Origin of the sequence: Mycobacterium paraffinicum, from assembly GCF_025822865.1 — a bacterium.
In the GTDB taxonomy this organism is placed as follows: Bacteria; Actinomycetota; Actinomycetes; order Mycobacteriales; family Mycobacteriaceae; genus Mycobacterium; species Mycobacterium paraffinicum.
In genome coordinates, this window is sequence record NZ_JACKUR010000027.1 from 279,725 (window position 1) to 305,594 (window position 25,870).

Below are 25,870 nucleotides of genomic sequence, written 5' to 3' on the forward strand. Positions count from 1 at the left end.
TTGATGGCGGCGACCCGCCGCGCCACTGATCTCGTTACGAATTCTTGACGCGGTGCCTCCTTGACTCGAGACTGAACGTGCGTTTAGCGTACTGAACATGCGTTCAGCCGACCTGACCGCCGCCGCCCGGATCCGGGATGCGGCGATCGAGCAGTTCGGCGAGCAGGGGTTCGGCGTGGGACTGCGCGCGATCGCCGAGGCGGCGGGGGTGAGCGCCGCACTGGTCATTCACCACTTCGGCTCCAAGGAGGGCCTGCGCAAGGCGTGCGACGACTACATCGCCGAAGAGATCCGCAACAGCAAGTCCGAGGCGCTCAAGTCGAACGACCCGGCGACCTGGTTCGCGCAGATGGCCGAGATCGAGTCGTACGCGCCGATGATGGCCTACCTGGTTCGCAGCATGCAGTCGGGTGGCGAGCTGGCAAACATGTTGTGGCGCAGGATGATCGACAACGCCGAAGGGTACCTGGACGAGGGCGTGCGGGCCGGCACCATAAAACCCAGTCGAGACCCCCGCGCCCGGGCCCGGTATCTGGGCATCACCGGTGGTGGCGGCTTCTTGCTCTATCTGCAGATGCACGAGACACCAACGGACATCCGCGCGGTCCTCCGCGACTACGCCCGCGAGATGGTGCTGCCCGCGCTGGAGATCTACACCGAAGGACTGATGGTCGACCGCACCATGTACGACGCATTCCTGGCCGCAGATGATGAAGGAGAAAACCATGCCAGTTGACAATGTCGCGCCCATCGAAATCCACCAATTGACAAAGAACTTCGGGGCGGTGCGGGCGCTGGACGGCCTGGACCTCACCGTCCGTGAAGGCGAAGTGCACGGCTTCCTCGGCCCCAACGGTGCCGGGAAGTCGACGACCATCCGTATCCTGCTGGGTCTGGTCAAGGCGGACGGCGGCAGCGTGCGGCTGCTTGGCGGCGACCCGTGGACCGACGCGGTCGCACTGCACCGCCAGATCGCCTATGTGCCTGGCGATGTCACGCTGTGGCCGACGCTGACCGGCGGCGAGACCATCGACCTGCTGGCCCGGATGCGCGGCGGCGTCGACCGCAAGCGCCGCGACGAGCTGATCGAGCGCTTCGACCTCGATCCACACAAGAAGGCGCGGACCTATTCTAAGGGCAACCGGCAAAAGGTCTCGCTGATCTCCGCCTTTTCGTCGCGGGCCCGCCTCTTGCTGTTGGACGAGCCCAGCAGCGGCCTGGATCCCTTGATGGAGAATATCTTTCAGCAGTGCGTGGCCGAGGCGCGCGACCGCGGCGCGACGGTGTTGTTGTCCAGTCACATCCTGGCCGAGACCGAAGCGCTGTGCGAAAGGGTGACCATCATCCGGGCCGGCAAGGCAGTCGAGAGCGGCACCCTGGACTCGATGCGGCATCTCAGCCGTACCTCGATCAAGGCCGAAATGACCGGCGATCCCGGGGAGCTCACTCGCATCAAGGGCGTCGAGGACGTCAGCGTCGAGGGCACCATCCTGCGCGCTCAGGTCGACGGTGAAAGCCTCGGGGAACTCATCCGGGCACTCGGCGACGCCGGCGTGCGCAGCCTCGTCAGCCAGCCGCCGACGCTCGAGGAACTCTTCCTGCGCCACTACGACACGGCGAACAAGGTTTCCGCATCATGAGCACCGCCACCTTGGATCGCTCGCACCGCCCGGCGTACCCCGCGCCGCAACGCGGCTCGAACTTCTCCGGAACGCTGGGGATGCTGCGGCTCTACTTGCGCCGCGACCGAATCTCGCTGCCGCTGTGGGTGTTCCTGCTGTCGGTGCCGCTGGCAACGGTGTACGTCGGCAGCATCGAAAAGATCTACCCCACCCAGGCCGCCCGGGCCGGCTTCGCTGCTTCCATCATGGCCAGCCCGGCGCAGCGCGCGCTATACGGGCAGGTCTACAACGATAGCCTTGGCGCCGTTGGCATTTGGAAGGCCGGCATGTTCCACCTGCTGATCGCGGTGGCGGTCATCCTGACCGTCATCCGGCACACCCGGGCCGACGAGGAGGCGGGCCGGACCGAGCTCGTGGACTCGACCGCCGTCGGTCGCTACGCCAGCCTCACCGCCGCACTGCTGTTGTCGTTCGGGGCCTCCATCGCCACCGGCGCGATCGGCGCGGCGGGCCTGCTGACCACCGACGTCCCCCCCGGTGGGTCGCTCGCTTTCGGCGCGGCGCTGGCCTGCTCGGGCCTGGTGTTCACCGCCGTCGCCGCGGTGACCGCGCAACTGTCCCCAAGCGCGCGGTTCGCGCGCGGCGCCGCGTTCGCGGTGCTGGCGGCCGCCTTCACGCTGCGCGCCGTCGGCGACGCCGGTTCCGGTGCGGTGTCGTGGCTCTCGCCGTTGGGGTGGTCGCTGCAGGTCCGGCCGTACGCGGGTGATCACTGGTCCGTGTTGACGCTCCATCTGACGACAGCCGTCGCGCTCACCGCGGTGGCATACCGGCTCCTCGCCGGCCGTGACGTCGGTGCCGGGCTCTTTGCCGAACGCCCCGGTCCCGGCTCCGCCGCGCCCGCGCTGGGCAATGCGTTCGGGCTGGCCTGGCGATTGGACCGTGGAGCGCTCCTGCTCTGGACCGTGGGGCTGTGTCTCTATGGCGTCTTGATGGGCAGTGTGGTGCACGGCATCGGTGACGAGCTCGGCGGCAGCAATGCCGCCCGCGACATCGTCGTCCGGATGGGCGGCACCAGCGCTTTGGAGGAGGCCTTCATCGCCGTCGCGTTCACCATGATGGGGATGGCGGCCGCCGCATTCGCCGTCTCGCTGACGTTGCGATTGCACCAAGAGGAAGCGGGCCGACGCGCCGAAACGACGCTGGCCGGTGCGGTGTCGAGAACCCGCTGGCTGGCGAGCCACCTGCTGGCGGCATTGGTCGGATCCTCGGTGGCGATGCTGGTGAGCGGTTTGGCCGGCGGACTGGTCTACGGCGCTGCCGCCGGCGACCTCGGCGGCAAGCTGGCTGTCGTGGTGGCAAGCGCGGCCGTGCAACTGCCCGCAGTCTGGTTGTTATCCGCGGTGACGGTCGCCTTGTTCGGTCTGGCACCGCGATTCACGCCGGTGGCCTGGGGCGTTCTCGTCGGGTTCATCGCCTTGTATCTGATCGGTTCGTTGGCCGGGTTCTCGCAATGGCTGCTCGATTTGGAACCGTTCGCCCACATTCCCCGGGTCGGCGCGGATTTCACCGCCACGCCACTGCTGTGGCTGTTGGCCATCGACGCTGGACTGATTACCCTCGGTGTCATGTGCTTCCGACGCCGCGATCTGCGTGGTTAGGAGCGCTATGAAAACCGGTATCCGCGTGACGATGCGGTCGATCTGGGGGATCCTCTCTTTCGGCCTGATCCTCTTCCTACCGGCCGGCACGTTCCGTTATTGGCAGGCATGGGTTTTCATCGGCGTGTTCATGGCGGCAACGATCGTCCCCGTCGTCTACCTGGCGCGGAACAATCCGGCGGCCCTGCAGCGCCGCATGAATGCGGGCCCGCGGGCCGAACCCCGGGCGGCCCAGAAATCCATCATCACCGGCTCGTTCCTGGTCTTGTTCGCGGCGATGGTGCTCAGTGCGCTCGATCACCGGTTCGGCTGGTCGTCCGTGCCGGCGTGGCTGTCTGTGCTCGGTGATGCCCTGGTGCTGGCGGGACTCGGGATGGCCATGCTGGTGATCGTCCAAAACGGTTACGCCGCAGCCACTATCACAGTGGAGTCGGGCCAGACGCTGGTGTCCAAAGGTCTCTATCGATTCGTGCGCCACCCCATGTATGTCGGAAACGTGGTCATGATGATCGGCATGCCGTTGGCGCTCGGCTCCTACTGGGCACTGTTCTTGGTCATTCCGGGCTGCATCCTGCTCGTCCTCCGCATCCTCGACGAGGAGACGATGCTCACCCAGGAGTTGACCGGGTATCGCGAATACCGGCAACGGGTGCGCTACCGGTTGGTGCCCTACATCTGGTAACGGCCGGGCCGACGCGCCTAGGGTATTCGCGTGGCCCGAAATGCCGCGCCCGCCCGGGATCGGCCGTGGCGACGCCCCGGCGCGCTCCGGTACGCGATTAGCCGGATACGCGGCGTCGCCAGGCCGCCCGTCACGGTGACCGATCCACCGGCCGGCCTTGACGTCGAACGCGATGTGGGCGTGCCGACCCGCGACGGAACAGTCTTGCGGGTCAACGTTTTCCGACAACCCGCTACCGGTGCTCGACCGGTGATTCTGAGCATCCACCCCTACGGCAAGGACAATCTGCCGAGGCGGCGCGGCAACAGGTGGGCGTTCTCCGTGCAGTACCGCATCCTGCGCCAGCCGCAACCGGTGCGCTTCTCGGCGCTGACCGGTTGGGAGGCGCCCGATCCCGCGTGGTGGACAGCGCAGGGCTTCGTCGTGGTGAATGCCGACTCGCGCGGCTGTGGTCGCTCCGACGGCGCCGGGCGCCTGTTGTCGCGCCAGGAGGCCGAGGACACTTACGACCTGGTGCAGTGGATCGCCGGACAGCCCTGGAGCGACGGACGTGTCGTCATGCTCGGGGTGTCTTACCTGGCCATCAGCCAGTACGCGGTCGCCGCGCTGCAGCCCCCCGCACTACGGGCGATCTGCCCATGGGAAGGCTTCACCGACGCCTACCGCGACCTGACCTTCCCGGGCGGCGTTCGCGAGACCGGGTTCACCAGGGTGTGGTCGCGAAACGTGCGACGCGACACCCGGCAAGCCTACGACCTGGAACGGATGCAGGACGCCCACCCGTTGCGCGATGAGTTCTGGCGCTCGCTGGTCCCGGACCTCTCCGCGATCAAGGTGCCCATGCTGGTGTGCGGCAGCTTCTCCGACAACAACCTGCACAGCCGTGGCTCCATCCGCGCGTTCACGCACGCCGGCTCCGGCCACGCCCGCCTCTACACCCACCGCGCCGGCAAGTGGGCGGCCTTTTACTCCGGGCCCGCGCTGACCGAGCAGTTGAGGTTTTTCCGCGCAGTGCTGGACGGGACGCCCGCTTCCCGCAGCGTCCGCCTCGAGGTCCGCGAAGACCGCGGCACCGTCGCGGCAGTACGCGAGGAGGCCGAATGGCCCCTGGCGCGCACCCATTGGCGGCCAATGTATTTGGCCGGGGGCGGACTGCTGACCGCCCAGCGGCCATCGGAGGAAGGCGGCATCACATTCGAAACCCGCTCCGGCGCAGCGGCTTTCAGCTGGACCGCCCCGGCGGATATCGAGCTGACCGGCCCGATGGCGGCGCGGCTGTGGATCGAGCTGGACGGCTGCGACGACGCCAACCTGTTCGTCGGCGTGGAGAAGTGGCGTGACGGACGGTTTGTCGGATTCGAAGGCTCCTATGGCTACGGCCGCGATCGGGTGAGCACCGGTTGGCAGCGGATCTCGCTGCGTGCGCTGGATGCCGACCTTTCGCGGCCATGGGAACCCGTCGCGGCGTGCACCGACCCACGGCCCGTCGCCGCGCACGAGGTCGTCGAGGTCAACGTGGCGCTGGGCCCGTCGGCGACGCTGTTCCGCGCCGGTGAGCAGCTGCGCTTGGTGGTCGCAGGGCGCTGGTTGTGCCCGAGGAACCCACTCACCGGCCAGCTCCCGGCGGCCTATGCCGGCTCGCCGCGCGGTCGCGTCAAGCTGCACTGGGGCCCGCGCTACGACGCCCATCTGCTGATCCCGGAGATCCCCGGATAGCACGGGGGTACTAGATCCAGACGCCCTTGCCCACCGCGACCACACCGCCGGCGCTGATCGCGAAGCGCTCCCGGTCCTTCTCGAGATCCACGCCGACCATCTCGCCGGGTCCGACGACGACGTTCTTGTCCAGGATGGCGTGCCGTACCACCGCGCCCCGGCCGACCCGGGCGCCGGGCATGATCACGCTGCCCTCCACGATCGCGCCGTCATCGACCACGACGTTGGACGACAGCACCGAGTTGCGCACCGAAGCCGCCGAAATGATGCTGCCGGCTCCGACGACCGACTCCTGCGCTGAGCCGCCGTTGACGAACTTGGCCGGTGCCAGGTTCTCCGACTCACCGCGGATCGGCCAGCGCTTGTTGTAGAGGTTGAACACCGGGTGCACCGAGACCAGGTCCATGTGCGCGTCGTAGAACGCGTCCAGCGTCCCCACGTCACGCCAGTAGCCCCGGTCGCGATCGGTCGCGCCCGGTACCTCGTTGTCCTTGAAGTCGTAGACCGCGGCCATACCGTCGCCCACCAAGCGCGGAATGATGTCACCGCCCATGTCGTGATCCGAATGGTCGTCGTCGGCGTCGGCGCGAATCGCGTCGATGAGCACCTTGGTGGTGAAGATGTAGTTGCCCATCGACACGAACGTCGCCTCGGGGTCATCCGGTGTACCGGGCGGGTCCAACGGCTTCTCCACGAAATCGCGGATGCGGCCGGATTCGTCGGCGTCGATGCACCCGAACGCGCTCGCCTCGCCGCGCGGCACGCGGATGCCGGCCACCGTTGCGCCGGCCCCGCTTTCGATGTGGAACTGGACCATCTGCTCGGGGTCCATCCGATACACGTGGTCGGCGCCGAAAACGACTATGTAGTCGGGGTCTTCGTCGTAGATCAGATTGAGCGATTGGTAGATCGCGTCGGCGGAGCCGGTGTACCAGCGGGGCCCCAGGCGCTGCTGCGCGGGCACGGGGGTGATGTACTCACCGGCCAGACCGGACAGCCGCCAGTTCTGCGAAATGTGACGGTCCAGTGAATGCGACTTGTACTGGGTGAGAACGCAGATCCTCAAGTAGCGTGCATTGACGAGGTTGGAGAGCACGAAGTCGATCAGCCGATAGGCGCCGCCGAAGGGAACCGCGGGCTTGGCCCGATCCGCGGTCAGCGGATACAGCCGCTTGCCCTCACCGCCGGCCAGGACAATGCCCAGCACGTGTGGCGCTTCCCTCATGGTTCAAACCTATCGGCCGCCGCGAGGCGCTGCCAGAGGGACGGCGCTATTGGCGGTGTTCTGTGCGGCTGTCCGTCAAGGTATTTGGTCCGCCGAGCCACTCACCGATTGCCCGGGCCCCGACTCGCGCTCCTCGTTGCGACCGAACTACCGTGCGGGTATGCGGGTGGCGATGATGACTCGGGAATACCCACCAGAGGTCTACGGGGGAGCCGGTGTACATGTCACGGAACTGGTCGCCCAGCTGCGCCGATTCTGCGCGGTCGATGTGCATTGCATGGGTGGGCCCCGGCCGAACGCCATCGTGCACCAGTCCGATCCGCGCTTGCGGAGCGCCAACCCGGCGCTGTCGACGTTGTCCGCGGACCTGATGATGGCCAACGCCGCGTCGGCGGCCACCGTCGTGCATTCGCACACTTGGTACACCGGCATGGCCGGTCATCTGGCGGCGCTGCTCTACGACATCCCCCACGTCCTGACGGCGCATTCGCTCGAGCCGCTGCGGCCGTGGAAGGCCGAACAGCTCGGCGGCGGCTACCAGGTGTCGACGTGGGTGGAGCGCACCGCGGTGCAGGCGGCGGACGCCGTCATCGCGGTCAGCTCCGCGATGCGCGAAGACATTCTGCGCGTCTACCCCGCGCTGGATCCCAGCGTCGTGCACGTCATCCGCAATGGGGTGGACACCGACGTCTGGCATCCGGCCGGGCCGACGCATGCCGGGTCTGTGCTGGCCGAACTCGGCGTCGACCCCGACCGGCCCACGGTGGCGTTCGTCGGCCGGATAACCCGGCAGAAGGGCGTCGCCCACTTGGTGGCGGCGGCGCACGAGTTCGACCCCGAGGTGCAGGTGGTGTTGTGCGCGGGCGCCCCCGACACCCCGGAGATAGCCGAGGAGATTCGGTCCGCGGTGGCGCGGCTGGCCCACGATCGGCAGGGCGTGTTCTGGATCAGAGAGATGCTACCGATCGGTGAGATACGTGAAATATTATCGGCCGCAACGGTTTTCGTATGCCCTTCGGTGTACGAGCCGCTGGGCATCGTGAACCTGGAGGCGATGGCGTGCGCGACGGCCGTGGTGGCGTCCGATGTCGGCGGGATACCCGAGGTGGTCCTCGACGGGGTGACCGGTTCGCTGGCGCATTACGACCCCGGAGACCCGGCCGGTTACCAGACCAAACTGGCCGAAGCGGTCAACGCGCTCGTCGCCGACCCTGAAAAGGCGAAGCGTTACGGCGAGGCGGGACGCCAGCGCTGCGTCGAGGAATTCTCCTGGGCCCGCGTCGCCGAGCAAACCCTGGACATCTACCGAAAGGTGTGTGCGTAGCCCCGCGGTCCGCCGGCAGGCCTTAGCTGGAGCTGGTGACACCCTTGAGTTCGTCACCGAGGGCGGCGGCTTCGTCGGGCGTCAGCTCGACGACCAATCGACCACCTCCCTCAAGTGGTACCCGCATCACGATGCCGCGCCCCTCCTTGGTTGCTTCCAGAGGACCGTCGCCGGTCCGGGGCTTCATCGCCGCCATCGAGTGCTCCCTCCAGGTTCGAGCTGGTCCGACGTTGCGGACCTGGTCGGCGCCGAGCATGCCCCGCCAGCGATTTTCCAGCCATACCCGGCATCGAACTGCCAAATCACCCCTCTATTGTTCCCTATCCAGGTCACGAGTTGAACAAAGACCCGGTTCTCCGGGCCCGGGGGCCCCCGAACGCCGATTGCCCGGCCGCGTGTCACCGGCCGGAAGGCACCGAACAACCCCGGATATGGTCGTCGACCATGCCGGTCGCCTGCATCAGCGCATAGGCGGTGGTGGGCCCGACGAAGCGGAACCCGCGCCGCTTGAGCTCGCGCGCCATGGCCATCGATTCCGGTGTGGCCGAGGGCACTTCGGAGCCATCCGCCGGCCTGGGGCGCGGTGCTGGCGCAAAAGACCACAGCAGCTCCGCGAGGTCCGCCGAGGTTCCCAGCTCGGCGGCGGCACGCGCGTTGGCGATGGTCGCGTCGATCTTGGCCCGGTTGCGCACGATTCCGGTGTCCGCCATCAACCGCTGCACGTCCGCATCGGTGTAGCCGGCGACCTGCTCGAAATCGAACCCCGCGAAGGCGCGCCGGAAGTTCTCCCGTTTGCGCAGGATGATCAGCCACGACAGCCCGCTCTGGAACGCCTCTAGGCTCATCCGCTCGAACAGCGCCACCCCGTCGTGCACCGGGCGGCCCCACTCCTGGTCGTGGTAGTCGCGGTACAACTCGAAATCAGGTCCCGGCCGAATGGCCGCCCAGCTGCACCGAACCAGCCCGTCATCGCTCACATCTAGTCCTGACGATCCTCGCCGTCCTCGGGTTCCACCGGTTGGGAATCGTCCTCGGCCGCCGCGGGGACCGGCACCGCGGCGAGCTGGCCGCGCAGCGCCTCCAGCTCGCGGGCGAGCCGGTCCAGCACCCAGTCCACCTCGCTGGCCTTGTATCCGCGCAACGCCTGGGTGAACTTGACTGCGTCGACGTCCGCGCCGGTCACCCCGTACGCGGGTAACACGGTCGCGGTTGTCCCCCGGGGCAGGGGCGGCAGCTGCTCACCGCGACCGAACAGCAGACTCGCCGCGCCGAACAGCACGATCGCCACCAGCACCAGCACCACCAGGTAGAGCAACACCAACGCCACGCCGTCGATACTGCCCTATGCCACCGACAGCGCGACCACGCAGCGCGGCTTTAGCGCGGCCTCAGGACCTTCATGGGCGGACGGTCCGCCAGCGACACCGGCGACGTGTGCTGGGTGTAGCTCTGACCATCGGGCCCCTCGGGGCCAACGGCGAAGAATTGCGTCAACCCGACCCCGGAATCGGGAATCCCGCAGCGCGAGAGCAGGGTCGCGATGACCTGGCGGCTCATCGCACCTAACTCGGCCAGCGGCCGGTTGCGGTGCGCGCGCACTCCCAAGTTGACCTGGGCGATGGCGCCCAAGCCCAACCGGTCGAACGTGTCCAGCAGCAGGCCGATCTCGACGCCGTAGCCCGGCGCGAACGGCACCGACGTCAGCAGTTCGCGGGTCGCCGCGTACTCCCCGCCGAGCGGCTGCAGGATGCAACCCAGCTCCGGGCGCAGCGCCGCGAGCAGCGGCCGGGCCACCAGCTCGGTGACCCGCCCACCGCCGGTCGCGCCCGCGGCGCCCCCGACGTCGCCGACCTGCAGCGGCCGCCGGTAGAAGCTTTTCACCAGGTGGACGCCGTCGCCCATGAGCAGCGGCCCGACCAGCCAGGGCACGAACATCGGGTTCGGGTTGATCAGGTCGGAGTCGACGAACACGACGATGTCACCGCTGGTGGCCGCCAGCGAGCGCCACAGCGCCTCCCCTTTTCCGGGCCGGATCGGCACCTCGGGCAACGCCTGCTCTCGGCTGACGACCCGGGCGCCGGCGGCGACGGCGCGGATCTCCGTGTCGTCCGTCGAGCCGGAATCGAGCACGATCAGCTCGTCGACCAGCCCCCCTGAGCCTTTGACCAGGGGTGAGATGCTTTCCACCACCGATTCGATGGTTTCTTCTTCGTTGAGGGCCGGCAGCACCACCGAGATGGTTCGCCCCGCCTTCGCGGCCTCGAGCTCGGCGACCGTCCAGCTCGGACGGTTCCAGCTGCGATTGGACAGCCAGGTGTCGCCGGGCCGGGCGGCCAGCACCGCGTCGTCGGTGAGGTCGCCGACCAGGTCGGATGCCGTCATGCCAATCCCCTCACCGTGCGCGCCGGCGGGCGTGACCCCTGGATGGAGGCCACCATTTCCAGCACCCTTCGGGTCGCGGCGACCTCGTGCACGCGAAACATGCGCGCACCGGCGGCGGCCGCCAGCGCGGTGGCCGCCAACGTTCCCTCGAGCCGCTCGGTCAATTCCACACCCAAAGTCTCCCCGACGAAGTCCTTGTTACTCAAAGCCATGAGCACAGGCCATCCGGTACTAACAAGATCGCCCAGGTGGCGCAACAGCAGCAGCCCGTGGAAGGTGTTCTTGCCGAAGTCGTGGGCCGGGTCGATCAGCACCCGGTCACGGGCCACCCCGCAGGCGACCGCGCGCTCCGCGGCGGCGGTGACCTGGCGAATGACGTCGTCGACCACGCCGCGCGTGGTGGTTCCGTAGTTCACCCGGAACGGTCGCGTGCGGGGCAGCGCCCCGCCGGTGTGCGAGCACACCAGGCCCGCACCGAACTCCGCGGCGACCTCGGCCAGGCCCGGGTCGATGCCGCCCCAGGTGTCGTTGATCAGATCCGCCCCGGCCGCGCACGCCACCTTGGCCACCTCGGAGCGCCAGGTGTCGACGCTGATCAGCTGGTCGGGATAGGCGCCGCGCAGCCATTCGATGAACGGGACCAGACGGGCGAGCTCGGTTTCGGCGTCGACCTCCTGGCCCGGGCCCGCCTTGACCCCGCCGACGTCGATGACGTCGGCGCCCTCGGCGATGGCGCGGTGCGCCGCGGCCCGGGCTGCCTCGTCGCTGAAGGCCGCACCCTTGTCGTAGAACGAGTCGGGGGTGCGGTTGACGATCGCCATGATCAGCGGGCGATCGCCGGCGACCGGACGGCCACACCAAGTGGATTGCACACGTCTATGGTGCCCGGTCACGGCGCCGGGTGCGGCCCGGGGATCGGGTGTGGGGCCAGCCGCACACTGGACACCGAATGTGCGGCCGGGCGCATACTCGGCGGAGACGGCAGCGTCAGCCCTGCGGGCGCTTCCCGTCGGCCACTTCGTCGGGGTATTCGTCGTAGTACGGCACGTACCCCTCGTCGCGGCCGGCCAGCACGTACAGCGGGTCCTTGATGTCGGACCCGTAGGCCTGCTCGCGCAACTCCACCTTGCGGCTCTTGAACGTCGTGGTGTGCTCCAGCGACTCGACCACCCGCACGAACAACGGCAGCGCGTAGGCGGGCAGCTGCCCGTACACGGCGCGGGCCAGCGACTTGCCGTCGAACTCCGCGCCGTCGCGCAGCTTGACCGCGGCCATGCCGGCGCGGCCGCCGGTGCGGGGAATCTCGACACCGAAAACGGTGCATTCCTCCACGGATTCGTCGGACGCCAGCGCCGCCTCCACCTGCGTGGTGGCGACGTTCTCGCCCTTCCACCGGAACGTGTCGCCGAGGCGGTCGACGAACGCGGCGTGCCCCATGCCCTGCGGGCTCATCACGTCACCGGAGTTGAACCACACGTCACCCTCACGGAACGCGTTGCGCACCAACTTCTTTTCGCTCGACTCCTTGTCGGTGTAGCCGTCGAACGGCTGCAGCCGGTTGACCCGGCTGAGCAGCAGGCCCGGCTCCCCGGCCGGCACCCGGCGCACCCGCCCGTTGTCGTCGCGCAACGGGGCTCCGGTGTCGGGGTCGTACTCCACGTAGGCCAACGGCATCGGGAAGACGCCGGTGGTCCGGGGCACGTTGAAGATGTTGATGAACGCGGTGTTGCCCTCGCTGGAGGCGTAGAACTCGCACACGCGGGCGATGTCGAATCGATTGGTGAACTCGTCCCAGATCTCCGGTCGCAGCCCGTTGCCGGCGATCACCCGCACCTGGTGCGCGCGGTCGGTGGCCTTGCGTGGCTGGTTGAGCAGGTACCGGCAGATCTCGCCGATGTAGATGAACGCCGTGGCGTCCGCGGCGATGACCTCGTCCCAGAACTTCGACGCCGAGAACGACTTGCCCAGCGCCAGCGTCGCGCCGGAGTTGATCACCGACGACAGCGCGACCGTCAGCGCGTTGTTGTGGTACAGCGGCAGGCAGCTGTAGAGCGTGTCGGAACTCTTCAGCCGCAGCCCGATGCCGCCGAACGCCGCGAGCGCCTTCAGCCATCGCAGGTGGGTCATCACGCTGGCCTTGGGGAATCCCGTTGTGCCCGAAGTGAAGATGTAGAACGCGGTATCCCTGGCCTGCACGGCCGATACCGACGCCGGATTGGTGGCCGGAGCGCCGGCGGCGAACCGTTCCAGGTCCTCCACGGTCATGGTCTCGGTGTCGCCCGAGCCGCCGCACTCGGCCACCGCGCTGACCAGGTCCGTCTCCGCGACCAACACCTTGGCCTTGAGCAGGCCCAAGCTGTGCGCCAGGACCTCGCCGCGCTGGTGGTAGTTCAGCATCCCGGCGACCGCGCCACACTTGACCGCGGCCAGCATGGTCAGCACCGCGTTGGGCGAGTTGCGCAACATGATCGCGACGACGTCGCCGTGGCCGACGCCGTGCGCCGCCAGCACCGCGGCGTACCTGTTTGCGGCGGCGTTGGCGTCGCGGTAGGTCAGCTGCTGGTCACCGAACCGCAAGAAGATCCGATCGCCGTAGCGGGCCGCGCGTTCCTGGAACACCGTTCCGATCGATTTCTTCGAGCCCGGCTGGGCCAGCAGCCCGGTCCTCGCACCACGCATGATCACCGGCATGTCGGCCAGCAGGCCCGGCGCCCGAGATGCGATATCGGTCAGTTTGACCGCTGTGCGCGCTCCGCCGTCGTGATTGGACACGTCATCCCTCGTTTCTGCGTAAGCAACTCGGCGGACAGCCTAGTAGGGATCACCAGATTGCCGGCGGGCTCAATCGGGCGCACACGCCTCCACGGCGGCGCTCACCTTGTCGACCAGCAGCAACCGGTCCATCGCCGGCTGTGAAATGTACCCGCTGTCGAGCAGTCCGCACAGCCAGAGCCACAGGCCTTCGTAATGCCCGAGGGGATCCAGCATGACGATGGGTTTGCGGTGCAGGCCGAGGTAGCCCGTGGTCCACGAGTCCAGCAACTCGTCGAGGGTGCCGACACCGCCGGGCAGCACGATGAACGCGTCGGCGCGCTCTTCCATCACGTGTTTGCGCTCATGCATCGTCTCGGTGACGATCAGCTCGTCGGCTTCGGTATCGGCGATCTCGACGCGCATCAGAACCTGCGGGATGACGCCGACGGTCCGGCCGCCGTGGGCGCGCGCCGCGGTTGCCACCGCCCCCATCGCCGACACCCGGCCGCCGCCCCACACCAGCGTCCAGCCGCGCTCGGCGATCGCCTCGCCGAGTTCGGCAGCGACCGCGAGCAATTCGGGATGCTCCGGACCGGACGCGCAGTACACGCACACCGCCCAGTCGCCTGATGGCTCGCGTTCCGGGCGCATACAACGAAAGGTAGACCAAGCTTGCTGCGGGCCGCACACCGCGCGCAATAAACTCCGGCGATGCCGATTCGATGGAACGTTCCCCAGCACGCGTCGGCCCTGCAGCGGCTGGACGCGACGCTGGCGGATGGGCGGGGTGCCGTCGTGCTAGGGCCGGATGGCTGCGGCAAGTCCACGTTGGCCCGAGTGGCCGCCGAAGGCTTCGGCCACCGGCACCCCGACACGCGCATCCGCTGGGTCACCGGCACCCCGACCGAACGCGCGGTGCCGTTCGGCGCGCTGAGCCACCTGGTGCGGATCGCCGACCTCGGCAAACCGGCCGCGCTGTTGCGCGCGGCCCGGGCATCGCTGGACGGTGACGACCTGCTGCTGGTCGTCGACGACGCCCACGACTTGGACCTCCTGTCGGCCACGCTGGTCTACCAGCTCGCGCTGGAGGGCACCGCCAGGATGATCGTCACCGGCCGCGCCGACTCGGCTCCCGACGCCATCGCGGCGCTGTGGGCCGACGGGCTGCTCCCCCGGATCGACATCGAACCGCCGGGCGGGGTGACCACCCCGGCCGAGGTCGACGCGTTCCTCGCCGAAATGCCATCCGGGGCCCGGTCGGTGCTGGACTATCTCGCCTTCGCGGAGCCGCTGTCGCTCGCCGATCTGAGCGTCCTTACCGGCGCGGACGCGATCGACGAGGCGACGGATTGCGGGGCGGTGGAAACGCGGGCGCGCGGCGGAGCGTCGGACGACCCGGTGGTGTACACGGCCCACCCGCTGTTTGCCGAGCGAGCGCGGGCCGCGCTCGGCGCCGACGGCGCCCGGCAACGACGCACCGAGTTGGTGCGGCTGCTGTCGCAGCATCCGCCGGACCACCTCAGCGACCGGCTCCGGTTGGCGGCGCTGGCCCTGGACAGCGACGCCCGCCAGCCGGCGGCCGAGGTGGTCGGCGCCGCGCAGCAGGCGCTGCGGCTGGGCGACCTGGCCCTCGGCGAACGGTTGGCCTCCTCGGCGTTGGAGCGCTCGGGCGGGTTGGCGGCGCGGCTGGCGCTGGCACACGCGCTGGCGTGGCAGGGCCGCGGCCGCGAGGCCGACGCGGTGCTGGCCGGCCTGGACCCCGCCGCGTTGACCGAAGCCGCCCTGATGGACTGGACGCTGTTGCGTGCGGCCAACCAGTTCTGGATGCTCAGCGAGCCCGAGCGGGCCACCGCGTTCTTGCGGACGATCCGCAGTCGCGTCTCGGATCCGGGCGCGCGCACCACGCTGGACGCGCTGAGCGCCACGTTCGCGATGAACGCCGGCAACGTCGGGCACGCCGTGAAGGTCGCGGACGAGGTGCTCGCCACCCCGGATGCCGACGACCAGGCGGTGGCCTGGGCGGCCAGCGCGGGGGCGCTGTGCGCGGCGCGCCAGGGGCGCTTCGCCGACGTCGAGCCGCTGGCACAGCGCGCCCTGGCCGCCGAACATCCCGGGCTGCTGCGCTTCACGATCGGGCTGGGGCAGACCACCGCGTTGTTGATGGCGGGCCGGCTCGACGCGGCCCGTGAACTCGCCCAGCAGTTCACCGATTTCGCCGAGTTGCAGCAGCCGGGCCGCGCGATCGGCGAGGTGCTGCTGGCCCACGTGCTGCTCGCCGACGGTGAATTCGCCCGAGCGGCAGCGCTACTCGGGCCGGCGGCCGCCACGTTGGAACGCACCGGCTATTCGTGGGGCCCGCTCTCGTTGACCCTGCTGGCCACCGCGCTGGCCCAGCAGGGCGATATCGCCGCTGCAGGAAAGGCATTGGGCCGGGCCGAATCCCGGCACGGAACCAAGTCGGCGCTGTTCGCGCCGGAACTCGGTGTCGCGCGGGCATGGCGGCTGTCGTCGATGCGCGACGCGCACGGCGCGGTGGCGGCCGCCCGTGACGCCGCCCGGACGGCCGAACGCGGGGGGCAACGGGCGGTGGCGGTGCGCGCCTGGCACGAGGCCGTGCGGCTCGGCGACACCCGTGCGGCCGATCCCCTGGCCCGACTGTGTGACGAGATCGACTGCGCCGCAGGAACACTCGCGCTATCCCACGCCCAGGCGCTGACGGCCGGCGACGGCGCGGCGCTGCTGGCGGTGTCGGGCGACCTGGCGGAGGTCGGGATGCGCGCGGCATCCGCCGACGCCGCCGCGCAGGCGCAGCGCTGCGGGGCCGCCTAGCCGCCCAGGTATGCGCGCAGCATGGCCACCGCGGCGGTGATGTTGGCGACCGGAACGCTCTCGTCGCGCCGATGCGCGAGGTTGGGATCGCCCGGCCCGAAGTTGACCGCCGGGATGCCCAACGCGGCGAAACGTGCGACGTCGGTCCACCCGTACTTGGCCCGGACCTGTCCCCCGGCCGCCTCGACCAGGGCCTTGGCCGCCGGTTGGGACAGCCCGGGCAGCGCGCCCGCGGCCGCGTCGGTCTGCTCGATCCGCACGTCGAGCCCGTCGAACACCTCGTGCACGTGCTCGAGCGCCGCGGCCACCGACCGGTCGGGGGCAAAGCGGAAGTTGACCGTGACCGCGGCCGCGTCGGGAATCACGTTGCCCGCCACGCCGCCGTCGATGCGCACCGCCGACAACCCCTCGCGATATTCGCAACCGTCGATGTCCACGGTGCGGGCGGAGTATGCGGCCAGCCGGTCCAGGACGGCCCCCAACTTGTGAATAGCGTTGTCGCCCAACCATGGTCGCGCCGAATGGGCACGCGTGCCGGTGGCCGAGATCACGACGCGCAGCGTGCCCTGGCAACCGGCTTCGATGTAGCCGCCGGTGGGTTCGCCCAGGATGGCCACGTCGGCCGACAGCCAGTCCGGCAGCTCACGCTCGATGCGGCCCAAACCGTTTGCCGCCGCCTCGATTTCCTCGCAGTCGTACATCACCAGCGTCAGGTCGTGAGCCGGCTCGGTGACGGTCGCGGCCAGATGAAGGAAGACCGCGTCACCCGATTTCATGTCCGCGGCGCCGCAGCCGTACAGGTCGCCGTTCGCGCGGCGGCTGGGCAGGTTGCCGGCGACCGGGACGGTGTCCAGGTGCCCCGCCAGCAGGACCCGCGACGGCCGCTGGTGCCGGGTGCGGGCCAGCACGGCGTTGCCGTTGCGAACGATCTCGAAGCCGGAAGTCTGGGCGCGCAGGGCGGCCTCCACCTCGTCGGCCAGGCGCGCCTCGTCTCGCGATTCGCTGGGGATGTCGACCAACGCAGCGGTCAGCTCGATCGGATCCCCGCGCAAGTCCAGCACGGGTCCCAGGTTATCCGCTGCCGAGCGGCAAGTAACCTGACCGCCGTGACTGGAGCTGTAGGCATCGGGCTGGCGACGCTGGCCGCCGACGGATCGATCCTCGACACGTGGTTTCCCGCACCGGAACTGACCGAATCGGGCACCGGCGGCACGTCGCGGCTCGCCCTGTCGGACATCCCCCCGGAGCTGGTCGCACTCGTCGGCCGGGACGACGACCGCGGCACCGAGAGCATCGCCGTGCGCACGGTGATCGGCTCGCTCGACGACGTGGCCGCCGACGCCTACGACGCCTACCTGCGGCTGCATCTGCTGTCGCATCGGTTGGTGGCGCCGCACGGGCTGAACGCCGGCGGCCTGTTCGGGGTATTGACCAATGTCGTGTGGACTAACCGCGGACCGTGCGCGATCGAAGGGTTCGAGGCGGTCCGGGCGCGGCTGCGCCGGCACGGACCGGTGACCGTCTACGGCATCGACAAGTTCCCGCGGATGGCCGATTACGTCGTGCCGACCGGAGTCCGCATCGCCGACGCCGACCGGGTGCGGCTGGGCGCCCACCTGGCGCCGGGCACGACGGTGATGCACGAGGGCTTCGTCAACTACAACGCCGGCACCCTGGGCGCGTCGATGGTCGAGGGCCGCATCTCGGCCGGCGTGGTGGTGGGCGACGGATCGGATGTCGGCGGCGGCGCCTCCATCATGGGCACCCTGTCCGGGGGCGGCACCGAAGTCATTTCGATCGGCAAACGGTGCCTGCTCGGCGCCAACGCGGGGCTGGGCATCTCGCTGGGCGACGACTGCGTCGTCGAAGCGGGCCTGTACGTGACCGCGGGCACCAAGGTCGCCACGCCCGACGGCCAGGTGCTCAAGGCCCTGGAGCTGTCCGGCGGCAACAACCTGCTCTTCCGCCGCAATTCGGTCAGCGGCGCCGTCGAAGTGGTGCCGCGCGGCGGCCAGGGCATCGCCCTCAACGAGGACCTGCACGCCAACTAGCTACAGGTCGGCGGCGACCTTCTCGGCGGCCGGGGCGGCGCGCAGCGCCGTTCCCTTGGTTTCCGGCAGCAGATACACGGCCACGAAACTGGCCATGACCAGGGCGGCCATCATGAGCCCGACCGCCCAGCCGCCGTAGGTGGCCAACAGCGTGCCGGCGACCAGCGGCGGCACGGCGGCGCCGAGGATGCCGGCCAGGTTCATCGCCACCGCCGCTCCGCTGTAGCGGTAGCGGGTGGCGAACAGTTCGGGAACGAACGCCGCCGTGGGCCCGTTGGCCACCGCCGCGGCCGCGAACATGCCGAGGACGGCGACCGCGTACAACACCGGCTTGCGGGTGTCCAGCAGCGGGATGACCGCGAATGCCCACGGCAGGCATGCCGCGAGCCCGCACAGCATCACCCGGCGGCGGCCGACCCGATCGGAGATCCACGCCGAGAACGCCACGCACGCCATGCTGGTCAGCCCGCCCAGTGCGCCGACGCCCCAGATGAAGCTCCGCGAATAGCCGAGATGGTTGTGGGCGTACATGACCAGGAAGGTGTTGCCCAGGTAGACGAAGCCCATGCCCCCCAGGAAGGCGCCCGCGACGAGCACGATCTCGCGCCGCTGGAACCGCAACAGCTCCGCGAGCGGCGCCTTGGGCAGTTCGTCGCGGGCCTTCTCCTCGACGAACAGCGGCGTCTCGTCGATGTTCAGTCGTACATAGAGGGCGATACCGATCAGCGCGCTGCTGATCAGGAAGGGCACCCGCCATCCCCATTCCATGAACGCGGTGCTCTTCTCCCCCATGGTGAGGTTGACGGCGAGAAAGGTCAGGCTAGCCAGGATCCCGGCGGTGCCACCCCCCAACAGGGTGAACATGCCGTACCAGCCGCGTTTGCCGGACGGCGCGTACTCGGCACTGAGCAAAACCGATCCCGCCCATTCGCCGCCGACCGCGAATCCTTGTAGCAACCGCAGAACGATCAGAATCAACGGTGCCGCGATGCCGATCGACGCCGTGCTGGGGACCAAGCCCACACTCACGGTCGACGCGCCCATGATCAGCAAGGTGGCGACCAGCGTCTTCTTGCGGCCCAGCCGGTCCCCGAAATATCCGAAGACGGCCGCGCCCAACGGGCGGGACAGGAACGCCGTCGCGAACGTCGCCATGGAGGCGATGGTGGCCAGCGTCGGGCCGAGGCGCGGGAAGAACACGGTGGGAAACACCAAGGCGGCCGCGGTCCCGTAGATCAGGAAGTCGTAGAACTCGATGGCCGAGCCCACGAGACAGGCCGCCGCTATCCGCCGCATGGGAGTGGTGGCAGCGGTGCCCGGCTCACCCATGGGCGCCGCTCACGGTCCGGTTGCGTCGATACACGGTTACGACGGTAGGTGAAGCTTCACGGTCACGCTCTTCGCTGAAGCTGGCAACTTGCTGCGTGTCAGCCGCCGGCCAGCAGCTGCTTTTTGAGCACCTTGCCCATCGCGTTGCGGGGCAGCGTGTCGACGAGGCGGACCTCGCGAGGCCGTTTGTGCACCGAAAGTTCTTGGGCGACGTGGTTGATCAGGTCGTCGGCGTTCAGGCCTTCCGCGCCGACGATGAACGCGACGATGCGCTGGCCCAGGTCCTGGTCCGGCATGCCGACGACCGCGGCCTCCCGCACCCCGGGATGCCCGAGCAGCGCCGTCTCGATTTCGCCGGCGCCGATCCGGTAGCCACCGGACTTGATCAGGTCGACCGACTCGCGGCCCACTATGCGGTGCATGCCCCCGCCGTCGATGACGGCGACATCGCCGGTGCGATACCAGCCGTCGGCGTCGAACGCCTCGGCGGTCGCCTCGGGGCGGTTGAGGTAACCGTCGAACATCATCGGACCCCGAACCTCAAGCTTGCCAACGGTTTCCCCGTCGTGCGGCCCCTCGCCGCCGGTGTCGTCGAGCAGCCTGGTTTGCACGCCGGTGAGCGGTAGGCCCACCCATCCGGCGCGTCGCTCGCCGTCCGCGCGGGTCGACAGCGTGATCAGCGATTCAGACGCGCCGTAGCGTTCGATGGGCTGGTGCCCGGTGAGCCGGGCCAGCCCCTCGAACACCGGCACCGGCAGCGGCGCGCTCCCGGAGACCAGCAGCCGCGCCGGGCGCAGCGCGCGGGCGGCGGCCTCGTCGGCCACCACCCGCGACCACACGGTCGGCACCCCGAAGTACAGGGTGCCCCCTGCCTGGGCGTAGCCCGCCGGCGTCGGTTTTCCGGTGTGCACGAAGCGATTTCCCACCCGCAGCGACCCGAGCAGTCCCAGCACCAGCCCGTGCACGTGGAACAGGGGCAGCCCGTGCACCAACACGTCGTCGGCCGTCCACTGCCAGGCCTGCGCCAGGGCGTCGAGGTCCGCAGCGATCGCGCGGCGGCTCAGCACCACACCTTTGGGCAGTCCGGTGGTGCCGGAGGTGTAGATGATCATCGCGGTGGCGTCGGGTGCTGGCTCGGGGTAGCGGTGCCAGGACCGGGCGTGTAGTCGCACCGGGATGTGCGGCAGTCCCTCCAGGTCGTCCGGGACGGGGCCCAGCCAGGCCTGCACTCCCGAGTCGGTGAGCATGTGCCGGCGTTCGGCCGCACCCACGTCGGCTGGCACCGGGACGAAGGGCACGCCGGCGATCAGGCACCCGGTCACCGCGAGCACCGTCGCCGCGCTGGGCGTGGCCAGTATCGCGACCCGGTTCGCGCCGCCGACCCGCTCGGCCACCGATGTGGCGGCGCCGACCAGGTCGCTACGACTCAGCACGGCCCCGTCGATGCGTACCGCGTCGGCGATGTCGGTGGCGGTGACCGCCGCGGGATTCAGGGACGCCAGCAGCACGTGAGCAGGCTACCCGGCGGCCACCGGGTCAGCCCCGCTCATCCCAGATCTTCGTCAGGGTGGACAGGATCTCCTCGCCTCGCCCCAGGCCTCCGAGGTGGCTCTCGCCGTGCAACACGAACAGCTCGGCGTCCGGCAGCAACGACACGACGTGCTCACCGTGGGCGAACGGGACGATGTGGTCGCTGTCGCCATGCCACCAGCGAACCGGGACCTTGACCTCGTCGAGCCGGAATCCCCAGTCCTGGGTGAACAGGATGACGTCGTTGAACGGGGCCGCCAGTTGCTTGCGGCTGCCGTTGAGCAGGTCGTCGAGGAACATCGCGCCGAACTCGGGCCGGGTGAGCAGGCGCCGGTCGCCTTCGGGCGAGATCGCGGCGTACAGGTACAGCGCGGGATTGGCGACCGGACGGATCGCCCGGACCACCAGGCTCGCGCCGATCCGCAGCGGGTCACCGCCCAGCCGCAGCAGCGGCGCCACCCGCTTGCCCAGGTTCATCAGACCGCTGGTGATCCCCTCGTCGCCGAGGAAGGGCGCGACGCCGCCGAGCACGCCGGCCGCCACGACTCTTTCGTGCAGCACCGCGGCCGACGCGAGGGCGTATGGGCCGCCCCCGGACAGGCCGATGACGGCCATGTCGTTGATGCCGAGCGTGTCCGCGATCGTCCGCAGGTCGTCGGCGAACGCCCGGATGTTCTCGTAGCGATGGGGCGTCGAAGAGCCGATGCCGGGCCGGTCCAGGCCGATCAGGCGGATGTTGTGCTGCTCGGCGTAGACCCGGGCCTCGACCGGGATCTGCCGGCGGGCGCCGGGGGTGCCGTGCAGCCAGAACATCGCGCGCCCCTGCGGGTCGCCGAACTCCGCGAAACCGATCTGTCGGTCCTCGCCGACGGCGACGTTTCCCTCGAGCTTGGGGCGGGCGATCTCGATGGCCATGTCAGCAGCCTCGCATGTGACGAGCCGTTTACGAAATGGTCACCGGCCTCAGGCGTTGAGCGGCCGCTCACCGATGACGCGTTCGGCCCGCAGGCTCGCGACGTCGTCCGCGGAAAGACCAAGACCGGCCAGGATGTCGTCGTTGTGTTGCCCCAGGGTCGGCGGTGCGGCGCGGTGATGGCGGGACGGTCCGGGCGTGATGCGAAACGGCCAGCCGGGAAAGCGGTGCGGGCCGGTGATCGGGTGGACGAGCTCTTCATAGTAGCCGCGGGCGTCGAGTTGGGCCCCGATCAGGTCGGGGTCGTACATCTGCTCGCCGGTGATCACACGCTCTGCCGGAATGCCTTGTGCGCGCAGGGTTTCCACGATGTCGGCGGCGGTCTGTGTGCGGGTCCACGCGGCGACCATCTCGTCGAACACGTCGTGGTCGAGCCGCCCCGCGTCCGGCAGCGACAGCGCCACCCACACCCCGTCGGCGTCGGTCGGATACACGCCCTGCAGGTAGCCGCGCCGCCGGTTACCCTTCCGCGGACGCACGACGCCGGTCATCGAGTACTCGATCACCGGTTCCGCGGTCAGGCAGGCGGCGACCTCGATCTGGGCAACCTCGATCAACTGACCCACCCCGGTGCGGTTGCGATGCTCGAGGGCGGCCAGCAGCGCGACTCCCGCGTGCACGCCGACGATCGGATCGGCGGGGCCCTGCGGGTTGCACGGCGGACCATCGGGGTAGCCGGTGACCGCCGACATTCCCGAGGTCTGCTCGAAGTTCAGCGCCCAGCCGACGTAGTCGCGCCACGGACCGCGCAGCCCATACCCGGGCATCCGAACGGCGATCACGTCGGGGTTCAGGGCCACCAGCGACTCGTAGTCCAGGCCGAACTGCTCGACCACCCGGGGCGAGAAGTTCTCCACGACCACGTCGGCCTGCGCGGCCAGCCGCCGGGCGATGTCGAGGCCCCGCTCCGAGGTCAGGTCCAGGGTGAGGTCGCGCTTGTTGAGGTTGGTGCCCTGCCAAATGGGGCTGCGCTCATACCAGTCGTCACCCTCGTAGGCGAAGGCCCCGGAGTAGCGGTGCCCGTCCGGCCGCTGGATCGACTCGACCTTGACGATGTCGGCGCCGAACGCGCCCAGGTAGCAGGTGAGGTAGGCGCCGGCCCAAAACGTGGTCAGGTCGAGGACCCGCAGCCCGGCGAAGGGCAGCGGCCCTTCGGCGGCGGAAAGGGGTCGGCCGTCGGTGGCCCACGGCTCGGGGCGCGTGCCCAAGCGGGGCGCCGGGCCAGGTTGTTCCACAGGGGTTTTCGAGAATCGGAACGCCGGGCCGGGCCGCTGGAACGACCAACCCGGTCCCCCGGACTCCACAAAGAAACCGCGCTCGGCGTACTGCGGGCAGTCCAGCACGGTGCCCCCGTCGTTGACCGGGGCGGCCGGAATGCGCAGGGCCTGACCGAGTTCCACGATCTCAGCGACGGTCTGCCGGGCGAGCAATGGCTCCGCCTTGCCGAAGAACTCGTCGCGCTCCGGCCCGCCCATCATGATCGCGATCTGATGCTCGCCGTACTCGGGCAGGCCGAGCATTGCGCACACGTCCAGCCAGTGCTGGCCCGTCAGGCAGTTGATGCCCACCCAGCCGTCGGCGGCCCGGACGACGCCCAGCATGGGGGCCGACCGCAGGTTCGCGGGCAGGCCCAGCCGTTGCATCCGCTGGGCCATCAGCATGGGATAGGGCAGCGTCGACAGCAGCGCCTCCAACTGGGAGACGTCGACCTCTCCGACCCGGCCGGCGGGCGGCAGCCGCAGCGCGGTCAGCGCGCCCAGCGCGCCGTAGCCACCCGCGACGTACTCGGAGATGCGGGCGCCGACCTGTACCGGTGGACGGTCGGGATCCCGGGCGCTGATCCATCCCGACGCCGCCTGCACGGTCAGGGGCGTGGCTGGCCGCTGACGCCAGGGTCCGCACTGGCCGAACGCAGAGATGCGCAGCAGCACCAGGTTTGGGTTCAGCCGGCCCAAGGCGTCCGTGCCAAGCCCCCAGCCTTCCAGCGTTCCCGGCACGAAGTCCTCGATGAGTACGTGCGACCGCGCGAGGAGTTCGCGGGCGGCCGCCAGGTCGTCCCGGTGAGCCAAATCAAGTGTGGCGCCGCGTTTTCCGGCGTTGAGGTAGTGGAACAGGCCCGAGCGCTCAGGGTCGGCGACTCCCTCGGGGAACGGGCCCCATCGGCGCAGCGGATCCCCGGCGGGCGGCTCGATCTTGGTGACCTCGGCGCCGAGGTCGACGAAGAGCTTTGCGGCGTAAGCACCTGAGATCTCCTTGGCAAGTTCGACGACGTGGAGCCCGGCGAGGGGTCCCGTCATGCCGGGATCCCGATGGCCTTCACCTCCATGTACTGGTGCAGTCCGCTGATTCCGCCGCTCTCCCGCCCGAACCCGCTCAGCTTGAAGCCACCGAACGGCGCGTCACCCGGCCCGATGCCGTTGACGGCGACCTGGCCCGTGCGCATGCGCCGGGCGACCGCGACGGCCCGGTCCACGTCGGCGCCCCACACGGCGCCGGAGAGCCCGTAGCACGAGTTGTTCGCGATCGCGACGGCGTCCTCGTCGTCGCGATAGCGGAGCACCGAGAGCACCGGACCGAACACTTCCTCTTGGGCGATCGTCGAATCCGGTTGCACACCGGTAAGAATCGTCGGTTCGAAGTAGAAGCCGACGTCCAGGCCGGCCGGGCGGCCGCCGCCGGTCGCCAGCTTCGCGCCGTCGCGGACCGCGCGAGAGACGTGCGCCTGCACCCGGTCGCGTTGCGCCGCGCTGATGAGCGGCCCCATCTCCACCGCGGGGTCCGCGGGGTCGCCGACCTTGACGTCGCGGGCCAGCGCAACGAGCCTCTCGACGACGTCGTCGTGCAGCGAATCGGGAAGCAGCAGCCGGCTGTGCAGGATGCAGGCCTGCCCCGCGTGCAACGAGCAGCAATCGAACAGCATCTGCCGCAGCATCTCGTCGGTCACCTGCGTGTCGTCGAGGATGATGCTTGCCGATTTCCCGCCGCACTCCAGCAACAGCCGCTTCATGGCGTCGCCGGCGGCCCGCATGACCTCACAACCGACGGCCGAGCTGCCGGTGAAGCTGATCATGTCGACGCGCGGATCCGTCGTGAGCAGTTTGGCGGCCTCGAGGCCCGCGGGCGTGACGACGTTGACCACACCCGGCGGGATGTCGGTCTCCTCGTCGATGATGCGCGCGAGCGCGAGCCCGGCCAAGGGCGTCAGCGGTGAGGGCTTGAGCACGACGGTGTTGCCCGCGGCCAGCGCGTTGTTCACCTTCATGACGTTGAGACAGTGCGGGAAGTTCCACGGCGTCAGGATCGATACGACGCCGAGCGGTTCGCGGCGCAGCAGCGTCGTTCCGGCGCCGATCCCGGTGACCGGCTCGTCGATCAACTTGGTGGCTAGCTGGGCCGCATGCATGGACATGTATCCGGCGCCGTCGATCTGCATCATCCGTTCGTTGGTGACGCAGCCCCACTCGACCTGTGAGAGCGCGAACATCTCGTCGGCGTGCTTGAGCAGGGCCTCGCCGAGCTGATTGAGGCAGCCGGCCCGCCCCTCCGGGCCCATGCGGCCCCACGGCCCGCTGTCGAAAGCGCGGCGAGCGGCCGCGATCGCCGCGCCGACCTGGGCGACGCTCGCGTCGGGCGCGGTGCCGATGGATTGTTCGGTGGCCGGGTTGATGTCGTCGTAGCGACCGTCCTCCGGCTCGACCCATCCCCCGTCGATGTAGAGCTGGTAGGTGTCGACAAGAGATCCCGGAGTCTGTAGCTCGGTCATGCGCTTCCTCACCCGAATGTCGGTCATCTAAC

22 protein-coding genes are annotated in these 25,870 nt (G+C 69.4%); 8 read left to right on the forward strand and 14 right to left on the reverse strand.

Annotated features, from left to right (window positions below; all coding sequences use genetic code 11):
• Positions 1 to 97 precede the first annotated feature (97 nt).
• From H7J89_RS18995 to H7J89_RS19015, 5 genes are read left to right on the forward strand one after another with little or no spacing between them, the layout of a single operon-like run.
• On the forward strand, positions 98 to 736 hold the full coding sequence (locus tag H7J89_RS18995; RefSeq protein WP_264045496.1) for a TetR/AcrR family transcriptional regulator: 639 nt from the start codon (positions 98 to 100) through the stop codon (positions 734 to 736).
• The gene (locus H7J89_RS19000) at positions 726 to 1,640 is read left to right on the forward strand and encodes an ABC transporter ATP-binding protein (RefSeq protein ID WP_264045498.1); all 915 of its coding nucleotides are present in this window, start codon (positions 726 to 728) and stop codon (positions 1,638 to 1,640) included. The genes H7J89_RS18995 and H7J89_RS19000 overlap by 11 nt, the downstream gene beginning before the upstream one ends.
• Positions 1,637 to 3,280, forward strand: a complete 1,644-nt coding sequence (locus H7J89_RS19005; protein WP_264045500.1) for an ABC transporter permease — start codon at positions 1,637 to 1,639, stop codon at positions 3,278 to 3,280. The genes H7J89_RS19000 and H7J89_RS19005 overlap by 4 nt, the downstream gene beginning before the upstream one ends.
• A 7-nt stretch (positions 3,281 to 3,287) precedes the next feature.
• Complete coding sequence (locus H7J89_RS19010) at positions 3,288 to 3,962, forward strand: methyltransferase family protein (RefSeq protein WP_264045502.1); 675 nt, start codon at positions 3,288 to 3,290, stop codon at positions 3,960 to 3,962.
• A gap of 30 nt (positions 3,963 to 3,992) precedes the next feature.
• On the forward strand, positions 3,993 to 5,678 hold the full coding sequence (locus H7J89_RS19015; protein WP_264045504.1) for a CocE/NonD family hydrolase: 1,686 nt from the start codon (positions 3,993 to 3,995) through the stop codon (positions 5,676 to 5,678).
• A gap of 10 nt (positions 5,679 to 5,688) precedes the next feature.
• On the opposite strand, the gene glgC is transcribed toward H7J89_RS19015, so the two are convergent.
• Positions 5,689 to 6,903, reverse strand: coding sequence for a glucose-1-phosphate adenylyltransferase (gene glgC, locus H7J89_RS19020; protein WP_264045506.1), 1,215 nt, complete (start codon positions 6,901 to 6,903; stop codon positions 5,689 to 5,691).
• Between the two features lie 160 nt (positions 6,904 to 7,063).
• Between glgC and glgA the strand changes: the two genes are divergently transcribed.
• The gene (gene glgA / locus H7J89_RS19025; RefSeq protein WP_264045508.1) at positions 7,064 to 8,227 is read left to right on the forward strand and encodes a glycogen synthase; all 1,164 of its coding nucleotides are present in this window, start codon (positions 7,064 to 7,066) and stop codon (positions 8,225 to 8,227) included.
• Positions 8,228 to 8,249: 22 nt separating this feature from the next.
• Here the strand turns inward: glgA and H7J89_RS19030 are convergent, their stop codons facing one another.
• The 7 genes from H7J89_RS19030 to log form a co-directional block, all read right to left on the reverse strand.
• Positions 8,250 to 8,423, reverse strand: coding sequence for a DUF3117 domain-containing protein (locus tag H7J89_RS19030; protein WP_003878471.1), 174 nt, complete (start codon positions 8,421 to 8,423; stop codon positions 8,250 to 8,252).
• Between the two features lie 202 nt (positions 8,424 to 8,625).
• Positions 8,626 to 9,204 carry a DNA-3-methyladenine glycosylase I gene (locus tag H7J89_RS19035; RefSeq protein WP_264045511.1) on the reverse strand — a complete coding sequence of 193 codons (579 nt, stop codon included), beginning with the start codon at positions 9,202 to 9,204 and terminating at the stop codon, positions 8,626 to 8,628.
• 2 nt (positions 9,205 to 9,206) lie between these two features.
• Complete coding sequence (locus tag H7J89_RS19040) at positions 9,207 to 9,554, reverse strand: DivIVA domain-containing protein (protein ID WP_264045514.1); 348 nt, start codon at positions 9,552 to 9,554, stop codon at positions 9,207 to 9,209.
• A gap of 50 nt (positions 9,555 to 9,604) precedes the next feature.
• Positions 9,605 to 10,609: a glucosyl-3-phosphoglycerate synthase gene (locus tag H7J89_RS19045; protein WP_264045516.1), complete on the reverse strand. Its 1,005-nt coding sequence runs from the start codon at positions 10,607 to 10,609 to the stop codon at positions 9,605 to 9,607.
• On the reverse strand, positions 10,606 to 11,430 hold the full coding sequence (gene folP / locus H7J89_RS19050) for a dihydropteroate synthase (protein WP_264046095.1): 825 nt from the start codon (positions 11,428 to 11,430) through the stop codon (positions 10,606 to 10,608). Before folP ends, H7J89_RS19045 begins: the two co-directional genes overlap by 4 nt.
• A gap of 166 nt (positions 11,431 to 11,596) precedes the next feature.
• On the reverse strand, positions 11,597 to 13,381 hold the full coding sequence (fadD6, locus tag H7J89_RS19055; protein ID WP_264045520.1) for a long-chain-acyl-CoA synthetase FadD6: 1,785 nt from the start codon (positions 13,379 to 13,381) through the stop codon (positions 11,597 to 11,599).
• 69 nt (positions 13,382 to 13,450) lie between these two features.
• Positions 13,451 to 14,014: a cytokinin riboside 5'-monophosphate phosphoribohydrolase gene (gene log, locus H7J89_RS19060; protein WP_264045522.1), complete on the reverse strand. Its 564-nt coding sequence runs from the start codon at positions 14,012 to 14,014 to the stop codon at positions 13,451 to 13,453.
• Between the two features lie 60 nt (positions 14,015 to 14,074).
• On the opposite strand from log, the gene H7J89_RS19065 reads away from it, so the two are divergent.
• Entirely contained in the window at positions 14,075 to 16,192 is a 2,118-nt protein-coding gene (locus tag H7J89_RS19065) for an ATP-binding cassette domain-containing protein (RefSeq protein WP_264045524.1), read from the forward strand.
• Here H7J89_RS19065 and dapE read toward each other — a convergent pair.
• Positions 16,189 to 17,253, reverse strand: a complete 1,065-nt coding sequence (dapE, locus tag H7J89_RS19070) for a succinyl-diaminopimelate desuccinylase (RefSeq protein WP_264045526.1) — start codon at positions 17,251 to 17,253, stop codon at positions 16,189 to 16,191. The genes H7J89_RS19065 and dapE overlap by 4 nt on opposite strands.
• A gap of 36 nt (positions 17,254 to 17,289) precedes the next feature.
• Between dapE and dapD the strand changes: the two genes are divergently transcribed.
• Positions 17,290 to 18,243, forward strand: coding sequence for a 2,3,4,5-tetrahydropyridine-2,6-dicarboxylate N-succinyltransferase (dapD, locus tag H7J89_RS19075; protein WP_156622569.1), 954 nt, complete (start codon positions 17,290 to 17,292; stop codon positions 18,241 to 18,243).
• On the opposite strand, the gene H7J89_RS19080 is transcribed toward dapD, so the two are convergent.
• From H7J89_RS19080 to H7J89_RS19100, 5 genes are all read right to left on the reverse strand, one after another.
• Complete coding sequence (locus tag H7J89_RS19080) at positions 18,244 to 19,572, reverse strand: MFS transporter (RefSeq protein WP_264045528.1); 1,329 nt, start codon at positions 19,570 to 19,572, stop codon at positions 18,244 to 18,246.
• Between the two features lie 98 nt (positions 19,573 to 19,670).
• A complete protein-coding gene (locus tag H7J89_RS19085) occupies positions 19,671 to 21,080 on the reverse strand; it encodes an acyl-CoA synthetase (protein WP_264045530.1) in 1,410 nt (469 codons plus the stop codon).
• Between the two features lie 28 nt (positions 21,081 to 21,108).
• Positions 21,109 to 22,017 carry an alpha/beta fold hydrolase gene (locus H7J89_RS19090; RefSeq protein WP_264045532.1) on the reverse strand — a complete coding sequence of 303 codons (909 nt, stop codon included), beginning with the start codon at positions 22,015 to 22,017 and terminating at the stop codon, positions 21,109 to 21,111.
• A 48-nt stretch (positions 22,018 to 22,065) separates the two neighbouring features.
• Complete coding sequence (locus H7J89_RS19095; protein ID WP_264045534.1) at positions 22,066 to 24,372, reverse strand: CaiB/BaiF CoA transferase family protein; 2,307 nt, start codon at positions 24,370 to 24,372, stop codon at positions 22,066 to 22,068.
• On the reverse strand, positions 24,369 to 25,838 hold the full coding sequence (locus tag H7J89_RS19100) for an aldehyde dehydrogenase family protein (protein ID WP_264045536.1): 1,470 nt from the start codon (positions 25,836 to 25,838) through the stop codon (positions 24,369 to 24,371). Before H7J89_RS19100 ends, H7J89_RS19095 begins: the two co-directional genes overlap by 4 nt.
• Positions 25,839 to 25,870: the final 32 nt, after the last annotated feature.

Excerpts from the sequence above, each read along its gene's own strand:
- glgC (WP_264045506.1), bottom strand. The coding sequence starts at position 6,903 with ATGAGGGAAGCGCCACACGTGCTGGGCATTGTCCTGGCCGGCGGTGAG.
- H7J89_RS19090 (WP_264045532.1), bottom strand. The coding sequence starts at position 22,017 with ATGGCCATCGAGATCGCCCGCCCCAAGCTCGAGGGAAACGTCGCCGTC.
- log (WP_264045522.1), bottom strand. The coding sequence starts at position 14,014 with ATGCGCCCGGAACGCGAGCCATCAGGCGACTGGGCGGTGTGCGTGTAC.
- H7J89_RS19005 (WP_264045500.1), top strand. The coding sequence starts at position 1,637 with ATGAGCACCGCCACCTTGGATCGCTCGCACCGCCCGGCGTACCCCGCG.
- H7J89_RS19010 (WP_264045502.1), top strand. The coding sequence starts at position 3,288 with ATGAAAACCGGTATCCGCGTGACGATGCGGTCGATCTGGGGGATCCTC.
- H7J89_RS19045 (WP_264045516.1), bottom strand. The coding sequence starts at position 10,609 with ATGACGGCATCCGACCTGGTCGGCGACCTCACCGACGACGCGGTGCTG.
- glgA (WP_264045508.1), top strand. The coding sequence starts at position 7,064 with ATGCGGGTGGCGATGATGACTCGGGAATACCCACCAGAGGTCTACGGG.
- H7J89_RS18995 (WP_264045496.1), top strand. The coding sequence starts at position 98 with ATGCGTTCAGCCGACCTGACCGCCGCCGCCCGGATCCGGGATGCGGCG.
- H7J89_RS19030 (WP_003878471.1), bottom strand. The coding sequence starts at position 8,423 with ATGGCGGCGATGAAGCCCCGGACCGGCGACGGTCCTCTGGAAGCAACC.
- H7J89_RS19000 (WP_264045498.1), top strand. The coding sequence starts at position 726 with ATGCCAGTTGACAATGTCGCGCCCATCGAAATCCACCAATTGACAAAG.
- H7J89_RS19100 (WP_264045536.1), bottom strand. The coding sequence starts at position 25,838 with ATGACCGAGCTACAGACTCCGGGATCTCTTGTCGACACCTACCAGCTC.
- H7J89_RS19095 (WP_264045534.1), bottom strand. The coding sequence starts at position 24,372 with ATGACGGGACCCCTCGCCGGGCTCCACGTCGTCGAACTTGCCAAGGAG.
- folP (WP_264046095.1), bottom strand. The coding sequence starts at position 11,430 with ATGGCGATCGTCAACCGCACCCCCGACTCGTTCTACGACAAGGGTGCG.
- H7J89_RS19080 (WP_264045528.1), bottom strand. The coding sequence starts at position 19,572 with ATGGGTGAGCCGGGCACCGCTGCCACCACTCCCATGCGGCGGATAGCG.
- H7J89_RS19065 (WP_264045524.1), top strand. The coding sequence starts at position 14,075 with ATGCCGATTCGATGGAACGTTCCCCAGCACGCGTCGGCCCTGCAGCGG.